The sequence below is a fragment of the Robinsoniella sp. RHS genome, assembly GCF_001029355.1.
Classification (GTDB): Bacteria; Bacillota; Clostridia; order Lachnospirales; family Lachnospiraceae; genus Robinsoniella; species Robinsoniella peoriensis.
Window position 1 is genome coordinate 38,971 of sequence record NZ_JNGB01000007.1, and the last position, 13,642, is coordinate 52,612.

General features: G+C 40.8%; 11 protein-coding genes. All 11 read right to left on the reverse strand.

Annotated features, from left to right (window positions below; translation table 11 throughout):
* Window positions 1-186: 186 nt before the first annotated feature.
* Window positions 187-2,217, reverse strand: a complete 2,031-nt coding sequence (locus RHS_RS05110; RefSeq protein ID WP_047832526.1) for an FtsX-like permease family protein — start codon at window positions 2,215-2,217, stop codon at window positions 187-189.
* Window positions 2,211-2,966: an ABC transporter ATP-binding protein gene (locus RHS_RS05115; RefSeq protein ID WP_027291956.1), complete on the reverse strand. Its 756-nt coding sequence runs from the start codon at window positions 2,964-2,966 to the stop codon at window positions 2,211-2,213. The genes RHS_RS05110 and RHS_RS05115 overlap by 7 nt, the downstream gene beginning before the upstream one ends.
* Window positions 2,967-3,103: 137 nt before the next feature.
* Complete coding sequence (locus RHS_RS05120; RefSeq protein ID WP_027291957.1) at window positions 3,104-4,117, reverse strand: sensor histidine kinase; 1,014 nt, start codon at window positions 4,115-4,117, stop codon at window positions 3,104-3,106.
* Window positions 4,118-4,151: 34 nt separating this feature from the next.
* Complete coding sequence (locus RHS_RS05125) at window positions 4,152-4,820, reverse strand: response regulator transcription factor (RefSeq protein WP_044288799.1); 669 nt, start codon at window positions 4,818-4,820, stop codon at window positions 4,152-4,154.
* Between the two features lie 147 nt (window positions 4,821-4,967).
* Window positions 4,968-5,615 (reverse strand): alpha-L-arabinofuranosidase C-terminal domain-containing protein, encoded by a 648-nt coding sequence (locus RHS_RS30180; RefSeq protein ID WP_395021371.1) that lies wholly within the window; start codon window positions 5,613-5,615, stop codon window positions 4,968-4,970.
* Window positions 5,575-6,543 (reverse strand): hypothetical protein, encoded by a 969-nt coding sequence (locus tag RHS_RS05130; protein ID WP_395021373.1) that lies wholly within the window; start codon window positions 6,541-6,543, stop codon window positions 5,575-5,577. The genes RHS_RS30180 and RHS_RS05130 overlap by 41 nt, the downstream gene beginning before the upstream one ends.
* A gap of 92 nt (window positions 6,544-6,635) precedes the next feature.
* Window positions 6,636-7,862 carry a helix-turn-helix domain-containing protein gene (locus RHS_RS05135; RefSeq protein ID WP_047832527.1) on the reverse strand — a complete coding sequence of 409 codons (1,227 nt, stop codon included), beginning with the start codon at window positions 7,860-7,862 and terminating at the stop codon, window positions 6,636-6,638.
* Between the two features lie 129 nt (window positions 7,863-7,991).
* Window positions 7,992-9,014, reverse strand: coding sequence for a recombinase RecA (gene recA / locus RHS_RS05140; protein WP_044293269.1), 1,023 nt, complete (start codon window positions 9,012-9,014; stop codon window positions 7,992-7,994).
* Window positions 9,011-9,364 carry a hypothetical protein gene (locus RHS_RS05145; RefSeq protein ID WP_044288800.1) on the reverse strand — a complete coding sequence of 118 codons (354 nt, stop codon included), beginning with the start codon at window positions 9,362-9,364 and terminating at the stop codon, window positions 9,011-9,013. Before RHS_RS05145 ends, recA begins: the two co-directional genes overlap by 4 nt.
* Window positions 9,365-9,568: 204 nt before the next feature.
* On the reverse strand, window positions 9,569-11,113 hold the full coding sequence (locus tag RHS_RS05150; RefSeq protein WP_047832528.1) for a glycoside hydrolase 43 family protein: 1,545 nt from the start codon (window positions 11,111-11,113) through the stop codon (window positions 9,569-9,571).
* A 151-nt stretch (window positions 11,114-11,264) separates the two neighbouring features.
* On the reverse strand, window positions 11,265-13,642 hold a 2,378-nt coding region (locus tag RHS_RS05155), incomplete at its 5' end, for a hypothetical protein (protein ID WP_047832529.1).

Below are 13,642 nucleotides of genomic sequence, written 5' to 3' on the forward strand. Positions count from 1 at the left end.
ACATATATAATATCATACCATGGCTGCTGTTTTTTACAATATCTATATTGATACTTTTTCTCATATATGTCTTTTATTCAACCTTTTATACTCAACTTCTGCTTTATCTTCTCATGCTTTCCTCTGCGTTCATTCTTATTACGCATTCATCTTCTGCATTTATCTGATTACATCTTTTGCTCATCTTCAAATAATACTCTTCTTATAATTTTTACAAACTGCAATAAAGTAAATACCATATAATATAAAAAGCAAGCCCACTGCACTGGCTATCGCTCCCCAAATCCATCCATGCCCCTCAAAAACAGGAAAACTATAGGACTGAGGCTGCATAATATTCATGGAATTGAACACCAGACTGCTGCTGATCACAACAGCCGGAATCACCGGCAGGAGAAAAAATGCAGCCAGCTGCTTATTTACAGTTTGATTTACTGTCTGAGTGCTCATACCAATATGCCTTAATATATCATATTGCTTTTTATGTTTTCCGCAATCACTGAGAATCTGAGTTACTAAAATCGTAGCACCTGTGATGACAAATATAAGCGCCAGATAAAAAAGCGCTATCATGATCGAATAGACATCCGCATAATTCTTCTTAAATGCCGATCTTCCGGATATATAGTCTTTGCCGGCATCCGGTATACTTGTACCATAAGCACCCATATCACTGCTGGACACCATTAAATTCCTGTCTAGAATCTCCAGGCGTTCATCCTGTGCACACAAATTTTCTAACGCTATACTGCTGACCGGTTCGGAGGTCTGCGCCGTATATACCTGGTATATCACAGGCAGTTTATCCGCCATTTCATCCGGTACGACAATAATAAAATCCATACCGTTACCATAAGAATCTGCCTGGTTAAAAGGTGCTGTGTTAATGCTGTTTAACTCCATCGTTTTACCATTCATGACAACCTGACGATGCATGTATTCGCTGTAAGCATCTTGCAGTGCCGGAACGCAATGTATGATATATTCATTTTCTTTTATCTGAGGAACATCTATGGCAAGCATTCTGCACAACGCACGGTAGTCGCTGTATTTCATGTAAGTATCATATTGGTATTCCACATATATCTCTTGCGGCAGATCGCTGTAACTGGCAGCAGCCTTAGCCCGGATATCCCGAAATGTCTGATCCTCATTATGATAGATATGATATAAATGATCTGCTTCCACCGGTACAGTCTCTTCTATTCTGCTGCGGTAACCGGAAAAATTACTGTTTGGGTTTTTACTGAGAATAACAATATCAAACACATTCAACTCTATCGATCTGCCGGCTATCTCATTTACGGAAACTGCAACGCCCATAGCAGTCAGTGCCAGTGTAAAGAGTACAGATATCATGCACAGTGTCATACTTAGGGATGCTATCTTAGAAGTAAAAGAACGGAGTAAAAAAAGCCTGTTTTTGCTGTATTTTATATTTTCCCTGCTGCCGAATACCTTTGCAAGAAACCCGGGAACACTCTGGAAAAAACCAAACAGAAAAAGTACGATTAATACCAGTCCCAGCAAGACATCATACCCTTTCCCAAGGGGCATATACATAAATAAACCAATTCCGCCCGCGCCGAAAACAAGTGATATTACAAAAACCACAGCCATCCAGCCGGTTTTTTCCAAACTGGTATTCTCATTTCTTTTCTCATAATAAAGCAAATCGTACAACTTCATTTTCCGGATAGATCTGCCGTTTTTCCAGAGTGCGAAAATAAAAATCATCAGAAAATACAAGCCTGTCAGTGCAATTGCCGGTATGGAAAATGAAATAGAGAACTGATAATCTATACCAAATAAATTTAAGATTATAATTTTCAGGATTTCAGAAATCAGGTATCCAAATAAAGTGCCGCAAACAAATGCCACTCCGCAGATCAGAAAATTTTCTTTGAAAAATAATTTGGAAATATTTTTATTGGAAATACCCAGTATCATATAGGTACTTAACTCTTTACTCCGCTTCTTTAACATAAAATTAGTCATGTAATGAACCAGCCATCCCAGTATAAAAACAATCAGGAGGGAAATCGTAATTATCATGTAAAATAAAATTTCAAGTTCAGGCAGACTGGCAACAATATCTGAAAAAATAAGCGCATTAAAACCATACATGAAAGAAACGGTGCAGGTAATTGTAATGAAATAAATCATGTACTCCCTTGTCTGCCGCTTTGCATTCCTTATGGACAGTTGTTTTAGCATGGAACATCACCTCCCAATAAGGAGAGCACATCCAGAATTTCATGATAGAATTTTGAACGCGTTTTCTCACCTTTCCATATTTCATTGAAGATCTTTCCATCTTTTAAAAATAAAATACGGTTTGCATAACTGGCTGAGAAAGCATCGTGGGTAACCATGAGAATAGTGGCTGTCAAATCCCGGTTTAACTCTTCCATCACCTCCAACAGCCTGAATGCCGATTTAGAATCCAGAGAACCGGTAGGCTCGTCAGCCAATATCAGTTTCGGCCTGGTAACAACAGCTCTTGCACATGCACATCGCTGCCGCTGTCCACCGGATACCTGATACGGGAATTTAGGCAGAATATCCTCAATCTGCAGCTTCCCTGCGATTTCCATGACACTTCTGGTAATTTCTTTAGGCTTCATCCCTTTTATCGTCAGGGGCAAAGCTATATTTTCCTCAATTGTCAGGGTATCCAGCAGATTATACTCCTGAAAAATAAACCCCAGATTATCCCTGCGAAAGGCTGTGATTTCCTCTTCTTTAATTGTCGTAATGTCATCCCCGTCTAACAGGATTTTACCCGATGTTACCGTATCAATGGTGGAAATACAATTGAGCAGTGTCGTTTTTCCGGAACCGGAAGCCCCCATTATACTTATAAATTCACCTTTTTCCACACAAAAGCTGACCTTATTTAAAGCCTTAGTAATATTCGTTTTCGTACCATAATATTTTTCGATATATTCCACCTGCAACAACATATACTTACTCCTTTTCGCTTTTTTCCCGAATCATCTTTGAAACTTACTCCGGAATGCTGTCATTGTAGCAGTATTTTCCCCTCTGTTGTATACAGGAAGCTTTATTTTAACTTACAAATTTGAAAGAAAACAAACCATCACTGCCCCTGAATATAATTTCCTTTTGGAAAGAAAAGCCTGATAGCCGTATACTCCCCCGAAACAGACATGGCTGAAATCTCTATTCCCAGTTTTTTGCTCAATTCCCTGCACAGATATAGCCCAATCCCGGTAGAATTATGGTTCGCCCTGCCATTGCTGCCTGTAAATCCTTTATCAAATATACGGCTCTGCTCACTTTCTTTAATCCCTATTCCATTGTCCCGGATCGTAAGCGATACACCCTGCTCAATCTGTTTTGCCAATATATCGATCTGTAGAGAATCCTGCTTTCCGTATTTGATGCAATTAATGATAATTTGATTAATGATAAACTCGACCCATTTCTGATCCGTATATACCGCGAGATTTACCTGCTCTGCATTTACAGCAACATGGTTTGAAATCAACAGCTGCTTGTTTCTGGCAAGCACATTTTGAACTGCTGACTTTAAGCTCACTTCTTTGATCATATAATCCTTTTCGACATTTCCCATTCTGGCATAATAGAGCACTCTTTCCACATCTGTTTCAATCTGCTCTACCTGGGATAGAATTTTCCTTGACTGGTCCGTCTTATGGTTCTCACATATTAGTTTTGTTCCTGTAATCGGTACCTTTATTTCATGTATCCATTTTTCAATAAAATCCCGGTACTCTTCATTTTCACGCTGTGCCCGGGATACTTCATCCGCCATGGACTTCATTGCATTTTTCATAATCCGGAAATATACACCGCCTTCTCTTGAAACAGGAACCTTCGCTATTTCAGCAGTAAGGTATTTCTGTTCCAACGCATCCGACAGCGATATTAACTCCTCATAATATTTCTTCCGGTATCTGTAATCCGGAAGCAAGTAAAAAAACAATATGATCAGCCATAACATTATGATTACCATTATCTCCCCAATGCCATTTCCGATCATATACAAAAATATGGACAGACCACAAATGCAGGCAGCATTTAAAAGCAATGCGCCCGATCTGTCCGAAAGATAATCTTTTAATTTCATACTGATCCCCCCCTGAATAGCGCAAGCTGGCCTTTCAAACTTTGTACCCCATTCCTCTTTTCGTCTGAATAAGATCATTCACGCTAATCTGTGTAAGCTTGTCCCTGATTCTTGTCATATTCACACTTAAAGTATTATCATCTATATGGATTTCATTATCCCATAAATATTCGATTAACTCCAAACGCGAAACAACTTTCTGGCTGTTTGTAAAGAGATAATAGAGTATTTTCAATTCCGTCTTCGATAGTTCCACTTTCTGATCTTTATACTGAATAAATGCAGATATGGGAAATAACCTCACTTCTTTATATTCGATGAATTCCATTGGGGCACTTGTGCCCCCCGTTCTTCGAAGCAGCAGATTAATCCGCGCCAGAAGTATGGGAATATTATATGGTTTCGTAATGTAATCATCACCACCAAGAGTCAACGCCTGCAGCTCATCGAAAGCGGTGTCTCTGCCGGTAATAAAAATGATGGGAACCGAAGAAAAACTGCGGATGGAAGAACATAAACGAAAACCATCCTGCTCCGGAAGGTTGATATCCAGCAGGATCAGGTCCGGTTTGTATCTTTTTATATCCACCACACAGTTTTGAAATTCAAGAACTGCTTCCACCAGGTATCCCGCATTTTTTAACAGGATCGTCAATTCCTCCCTGATGATTAGTTCGTCTTCTATAATTAAAATTTTATTCATTTTTATCCTCCGATTGGTACTGCAGCGAACGATTTATAAATAACTCACTATTAAAGAGCTTCTTTGTACAATATACACCACATGGAGGACAATTTCCAGCTGATTCTTCGTTTGCGTTTATCTTTGATTCCCAGAAATATTCGTGTTTTATCCTTTCACAATCTGAAACTGATACACATTTACAGAAGCCGCCGGAATCTGTATTTTAAAGCCATCCGTTGTTTCCACCGGCATTTCTGCTTCCTGCGCCCTTACACGGTCCGGATCATCAAATGTATTGCATGCCTGAGGCGAGTCCCCTTTCAGCGTCTGACCTCCCACATACTTACAATCTTCCGGGAATTCAAAAAATACTTCCTGCTCTTTCTGCCATTCTGTATTAACAATATTAACGCTGACTACATCCTTTTTTACAGAGGCAAACAGAAACAGTTTATCAGGCTTTACTTTTGTATTGAAATTTAACGCCTCCCCGCCCCGATGCACTTTATACATCTGAAAAACGTCATAATTAGGAGTCCGCACACATTGATCCCCATCTGTCAGAATGAGAGAATTTAATACATTTACTGTTTGTGCCACACATGCCATCTTCACCGCCTTACAATTTCGGTGAAAAATGTCTAACGTTAATGCACTTGTGACGGCATCCCGCATTGTACATTGCTGATACAGCGCCGGACGGTGTGCAAACGAAGCCCCGTGCCAATTTCCCCATTCTCCGATAATCAAATCGACCTGTGGTTTCAGAGTCTTAAAAAAAACCTTCACTTTCCGGATAGTCAGAAATCCCATCCAAAACCAGTTTTTCCTGTTCCCGGATTACCTCTTCCAGTTCCAGGCAGCCATTAATAACCTCATACCATTCTGCTTCTAAAAAATCTGTTTCCTGTTGAGTGAGATCTTTTAAATTCCAGTTATAAAAGTGAATATCATATCCGTCCAAAGGCGGCTGGCGAAACTCTGCCATAGATTCAAAAAACTGTTTCGTCCATTCCACACGTTCTTCTTTTTTGTTGCCGTCCGGCCCACAGGCAATACGTTTCATCTGTATTGGGTTTTTCCCCTGTCCTTTAGAAAACACAGGAAATGCCGTAGCATATTTCCGGTATTCTGCTGCATAACTTTGAGGGGTGGCGTTTCCCCCGCCTGCCCACATTTCATTTCCGATCCCCCAATATTCCACCTGAAATGGTTCTTCGGACCCATTTTCCTTACGTTCCAAAGCCAGCGTGGTTTTCTCTTTCCGATTACAGTATTCCATCCATTCTTTCATCTCGGCTACACTGCCGTTCATTAAATTAATATTCAGCCAGGGCTTTGCACCCACATATTTACAAAGCTCCATAAATTCATGTGTACCAAACTGGTTACTGTCTAACTCAAATGTTCCGAAATTTTCATTATAGGTGACAGGCCTTTTTGATCTTTCACCAATCCCGTCTCTCCAGTGGTAAGTATCTGCATAACATCCACCCGGCCAGCGTATTACTGGCGGTTCTAATTCTTTTAACGCATCTGCCACATCCTTTCGGATACCATGATAATTGGGGATATGGGAGTCTTCCCCCACCCATATGCCATCATAGATGCAGGATCCCAGAAATTCAATAAACTGACTGTGAAGTTCCGGTTGAATGTGACCATCGGTTTCAAATGTATTAATAACTATTTTATTGATATTTATTTTATTATTCATCTTATTGTTATTTATCTTTTTCATAATGAATACTCCTTATATTTGGATTTCTATACATAAAAATACCAGAAAAAGAAGTTGGATTATACTATATTCTTAATGCTTTTGTCACATTTTTAATGACGGTCTATCCTTTTTTCCTTATCAGTAAAACTCTTTATCCCATATCTTCTCCGGTACTGAACCGGAGTCATATCACTCCATTTTTTAAACACTTTGCCAAAATGACTCTGGGAACTGAATCCAAAATAATATCCGATTTCTTCCACTGTATAATCGGAATAGATCAGAAGATTCTGTGAAAGCTTCACTTTACCCTTCATAATATAATCATTAACTGTAATTCCTTCTTCCCGCTTAAAAACAGCGGAAAGATACTCCGGCGTTACATGCAGTTCTTCCGCTATCTTATAGATCACAATCTTTTGGTGCATATTTTTATAGATCAGCCGTTTCGCTTCTTCCACAATCCTGTTATTTTCCCCGGAACGATTCTTTTCATAAACCAATTCAGCGTATTCCATTTTTGCTTTGTTTACCAGCGCCATTATCTGTCCCTGATCCTTTGCGGCATCCACCCGTAAGATGTAGCTGTCATTTATAGAAAAGGAATCCTCCGGCAGCATTCCTCCGTCAATTGCTGCTCTTGCCGCAATTGCCAGGGCAACAATCGCCAGATTCTTTGCCGCCTGAAGGGGATTTTGGGAGAGCACTGCGTATTCTCCCTCTACAACTTCCTCCATACACCGTTTTAATTTACCGGTATCACCTTCCCGGATACTGTTTAATTCCCGTATTTCATGTTCATAAGAATTATGTACCTTTTCGTTTTCCTGATATTGAAAATATACCCGGTTCAATTCCTTTTTAATGCCGTGCTGCAATTCATTATTGTCAAAATTGCGCTGTATTAAATCCGAAATTTTCATATCTTTTCCGGTCAGAACATGATAAAGCAATAACACCAGTTCGCAAAACAACTCAAATTCACAATAAGAAATTCTGATCTTTTTCTCCGGAATTCCATGCTGCCTTGCATAGGCTTCTCCAATTGGTATCCCTTCCTGGAACTGAACGGTAAAATCAATGCTCACCGGTCCAATAATATACCGGTCTTCTCCACCTAAAATCACACCATAGTATATCGGATATTTTTCTAAATAGATACAAGGACGATCCATATCCGCCATGCCAAGCAGATGGGATCTCCAGATTTCATCATGTAGTACGGGATCTGAACAGGATCCATCCCCCAGATACTCCCTTAACCGGTTTTCTCTGTCAAATATTCGAATAGAGGTATGTGCGGTACGCATGATATGCTTTAAGATAATATTTAGCATTATGATTTTTCCTTTTTATCTTTATTTCAGAGCTCATAAAACTAAGTATAATTTATATAACTTTGAAATACAATCGCAAAAAATATCCATACAGAATTAATTTCTCTGCATGGATGATATACATGACTGCTATTTTTCCTGTTCTACTTTCTTTTCCGCCGGCAGACCATAATGTTTCCTGACCTCATACTCTATTTCATCCAGCACAACTGGATTTTCTTCCAGATATTGTTTTGCACTTTCTCTGCCCTGTGCCATTTTTGATCCCTGATAAGAATACCAGGAACCGCTTTTTACCACAACACCAATATCGGCCGCCAGATCTAAGATATCCCCTTCTCTGGATATTCCCAATCCGTATATAATGTCAAATTCTGCCTCTTTAAATGGCGGCGCTATTTTATTTTTCACCACTTTTACTCGTGTTCTGTTCCCGATACGGTCTCCGGCACTTTTAATGATATCTATTTTTCTCACATCCAAACGGACGGATGCATAGAATTTTAGTGCCTTTCCTCCTGTGGTAACTTCCGGACTGCCAAACATGACTCCAATCTTCTCCCGAAGCTGGTTAATAAAGACGACTATACAATTGGATTTACTTACTACAGGGGTCAGTTTTCGAAGTGCCTGAGACATTAACCTGGCCTGCAGTCCCATGAAGACATCTCCCATTTCACCGTCTATTTCCTGCCTGGGCACCAACGCTGCGACAGAATCAATTACCACAATAGCAACGGCATTGGAACGCACCAGAGTCTCTGCTATCTCCAAACCCTGGTCGCCGCTGTCCGGTTGGGAAATGTAGAGTTCGTCCGTATTTACACCTATTTTTTTCGCATACACCGGATCAAGCGCATGCTCTGCATCTATAAAGGCTGCAATTCCTCCTCTTTTTTGCACTTCTGCAATCATATGCAGGCTTACCGTTGTCTTTCCACTGGATTCGGGACCAAAAACTTCTATAACTCTTCCTTTTGGAATTCCTCCCAGACCCAATGCTATATCCAGACTCAAAGCCCCGGTTGGCACTGTCTCTACCGACATTGCTTCACTGGCATCCCCTAATCTCATAACAGAACCTTTTCCAAAGTCCTTTTCGATTTTACTGACTGCCTCATCGAGTGCCTGTAATTTAGCAGGAGTTGTCATACGGTTACCTTTAACTTTCTGACGGCATCTGCTCTCTTCTTCTTCGTCAGAGCCAATTTCGCTTTTCTGATCTCTATGCGCCTTAAATCCTCCGCTTGTTTTTGTTCGATTCTTTTTTCTTCTTCTATCTTTTCCCGTTCTTCCTTGATTTGAACAGCCTGTTTATAACATTCCTGCTGCAATTTTTCATTTTCCAATACCAGACATTTTTCAAATACATATGGAAACAAAAATATTTTGGTTTCATTCATATCTGAAAACTGTATTTTAATCTTCAGTGGATTATTTTCTGTAATAACACCTTTCCCAAAACTTTTATGACATACCTTTTCGTTTTTTAATGATTTCATTTATACGTTCTCCATTTCAGCCCCATTGGCTTATTCTCTATTATCTTATATTAACACAAAAAAAATAAAATTGTCAGTGTTTTCTGCAAAACATTTATTTTTCGTTAAATTTTATGAATATATACTCTTTTTATATTGTGCATTTTATCATAAAATTTGTGTTTATATATTTTAACAGTACAAAAAAGTAGAACGCCTGCCCGTTCAGCCTGAAACGGCGCTGTATTCAAACCATTTAAAATCAGCTCCACGAACACATTTCTTTCCATTTCCGGAAGCATACATCGCAATATAATTCCCGGTAAAGACACCCCCTGTTTCCGTAGTCAGATACCCGGTTTCTCCTCTTCCGATTTCTTCATACCGGGTGCCATCCATGCTGCAGCGGAAAATATATGTTTCTTTCGTTGCCTCCACTTCCAGATATATCCGCTCTCCGGTGCAGGGGATTTTGTTTTCTGTCTTCCACAGACTTCCTATCTGTCTGCGGAATATGATGCAGTCTTCCCCATCCTGCCTTGTTACTGCGGCTTCATAGTGGTGGCGGTTATTCATATAAACCGTCAGCCCCGCTTCTTCTCCATCCTGTTCTCTGACAAAATGTACTTCTGTCCTGGCAATGCAGTTATGGTGCTCCTGCCTTCGTCCAAGCCATGCGATGCTATCCGCCTCCGAAAGTGCTATTTCATTGCCATAGAGAGTAAGCCCTCTCCCCGAGGCGATATCCCATAATTGCGGATAAGGATTATATATAAAATTCCAGGCATAATCCAGCTTTTCAGAATCAAAGGTATCTCTGACCGTGATCTCTTCCTTTTTTGAATCGTACATTTCCGTGCATGCAGGCAGACAATCTGTTTCTACTTCCTCTTCCACTACTCCATTATTTCCCATCACAGGCCAGCCATTATCATTCCAGGCCATGGGTACCAGCATGGTTTCCCGTCCCAGATTATGACGGAATGGATAGGAAACGGGACGGATTCCAAGGCATACGCCCCACCAGTTTCCATTCTGATCCCGGGTAATATCTCCATGCCCGATCGCCTTCAGGGATGTCCCTCTGCTCCTGTTTGTCAATACCGGATTGCCGCTATAGCCTTCATATGGCCCCCATATATTCCGGCTTCTGGCTGCCGTCAGCATATGCCCATATTCTGTTCCTCCTTCTGAGATAAACAGGTAATACCAGTTATTGATTTTATAAATATGGGGGCCTTCCGGACAACAGCCTCCGGTTCCGCCCCAGATATATGTTCTTTCCGTCTTCCTTTTTCCCGTATCTATATCAATTTCGCATAAATAGATTTCTCCATGGGTACCGCAGTAATAGACTTTCCCATCGTCGTCAAAAAACAGGGACGGATCGATCCCGGGACAATCCAGCCAGATGGGATCAGACCATTCACCACCCGGATCTTTGGTCCATATTATAAAATTTTGTTCATTTTCCCCAATGCCTGTACCGTTGGAAACATTTGTTGTTATGACATAGAAGATTCCCTTATGGAAACGGATGGTCGGGGCATATATGCCTGTAGCATTCGGTGTCCCTTTGGCAAGAACCAGCTGGTCATTCCTGGTAATACAATGTCCGATCTGGTCCCAGTGCACCAGGTCTCTACTGTGGAAAACAGGTATCGCAGGAAAATACTCAAAGGAACTTGTCACCAGATAATAGTCATCTCCTGCTCTGCAAATGCTGGGATCCGGATGGAATCCAGGTATAATTGGATTTTTGTATTTCATATAATCTCTCCATTTCATATAGTTTTATTTTCATTAATCAATGCAAACTCATAACTGCATAATTAGAAACAGAAAAATCATATCATAGCACTTGTACATTTAACACCAGAAAAATTACAGCTGTTTTACTGTATTTATTATACCATCTTTCTTATCCGTTTTGATCCACCCAGTCCCAGAGACTTCCCTGCTGGAACTTCTGAAATAGACCAACGTGCTCCAGCCTTTCATTTTCGTGCAGTCCGCCTTTGTTTATCTGTACATTTCCAACCTTCAGCAATTCCCTGTCACTGTACATGCGCTTACGGATGCTCAGCTGGTAGATCAGGCTGAACCTGTTTGTTATGGAACTTTGGCTTAAATCTGAGAGGCAGATTAACTGGATGTTGAAGGTCTTCGCAATATCAATCACTGCCTTTAGCAAATGCTCAGAAGATGTCCTTGCAAATGGATTATCCATTATCATTACCTTAGATTCCTGCATATTATTTGCTCTGGCATCCCTTCTGGTTACTTCTCGTATATAGGAGATCAGGGTAGACACCATCGTAAAGAATACGACGAATTTTTCTCCACCGGAATTCTGCGCCATGGCATCTTCCCACTTTTTCATGCCATTGTTTTTATCATTCAGATCAATTTTATATACATAAACCGGAATTTTATTGGTGCCGATCAGTTGATTCAGCAGTTCCCTGCTGGACATAAGCGCAGTCAGCTTATCTTTCCACTTCTTCTCCTGGCTGCCATCCCCAGCCTTACATAATTCCACCATGGTCTGAAGGCTGTGATCTATATAACTCTCCATACGGCCACGCATATCACTTCCAAGTTCATCCGGCACATCTATACGCAGCATCTGTACCGGCCGGCTCTTCCCGGTGAGCCTGATTTTGGAACTCTGTGCAATCAGCTTTACATCATCATAGATCAGAGCAGCATGACTGATGCACTGGTCTATAATCTGATTCCTGGTCCGCGCTATGTTCTCAAGCTGGCTGTCATAAAACGCTGACAGTTTCAACAGGTTTTCCCGTTTTTTCATGAATTCTTCCATATAAAAATAAACAATATCGAAACGGATCTGTTCATCATCCAGATTAAGTGTACTTAAAGATTCCAGAATATCGGTTACACACTGATTTTTACCCAGATAATTCCTTCTGATTTCCCGATACAGATTCTGACATGCTTTTCTGGACTGGTTTTCTGTTGTTCTGGCATTGCGGTAACTGTCCTTGAGCTTCGTGAACTGGGCTTCCATATCCTCTTCCAGCCCGAAATCACCGATTGGTACATATGCAACTGTAATAATATCCTGAATTCTGCCTACCAGGCTCTTGCAGATATCCCCAAGCCGGCTGGCAGCTTTTTCTTTTTCATGGAGCTGATCCAGTTCTGATTTCAAGTTTTTAAGCCGGCGGTCATAATCCTGCAGGATCCGGCTCTTCTCCAAAGGCTCTGTAAGCCCCAGATTATGCAGAGCCGCAGCAGCATAATCCAGCATTGTTTCCATTTTACCAAATGTAATCCTAAGATTGCCCAAGTTACGATCTGCCTTTATCTTTTCAGCCTCTAATACCGAAACTTCTGATTTAAGACGCTGCAATTCCTGTCTGTCATAGTGAAGTGTCTCATAATCCTTTTGATCCACTTCGATTTCAGCAAGTGCATCCTCTATCGTAGAGAGCTGCTGTAATTTTCCACGCAGCATTTCTTCCAGACTTGACAAAGCTTCTTTCTGGTTTTTCAGAAGCTGTTCATATTCCTGCTCCATTTGTTCATATGAATCATCCAGCAGGTTAGCCTCCCCGGCATTCTCATATTTCCGATAACTCTCCCGGGTTCGGTCAAACAGCGTATTCTTCTCGTAAAGAATACTCTTGATCCGTTCTGCTTCAGCCCGGCAGTTTTCCAGCTCCTGCCCGGCTTTTTCCCTCTTTTCTTTTAACGACATACTTTCAGCAGATGCATCCCCTAAGTTACGGTAATGTATCTGATATTGTTCATCATCTGCCAGAAATTTTTCCAGAAGCTCCTTCCTGGCATTAATTTCACGAAGGATTATTTCACACTCCCTGTTATTGAATTCCAGTGAGGTCCATTCTGCCTCCAGGGTTTTCAGTTTTTCTTCCAGCTCTTTCTTTTGCACAGAAAGCTTCTCTATTTCCTGCTCATCCGCTGAAACCGCCTTACTTAACTGCTCCGCATATGACTTCCCATATTGGAAATTATTCAGGTCATCCCATGCCTTTCGCACATTTTCCAGCTCCTTTGAAATGTGCACAGTCTGCTCTTTTAGCCTCTCTTCCTGGATTTCCAAATCCTTAAGATATTTTTCCCTCTGTATATCTACGAAGATTTCGTCTTCGTAACTGCTGATAAAAGATGCCTGCGTACCTGCCTGTACCAGCTGATACTGCTGCTCCATCACCGTATCCAGATGCTCATAAGATAATACAGGGACTACCTGTCTAAGCAGGCATTGTTTGAGTGGAATCTGCCCTATTTTGGAAATATCCTGCTTTT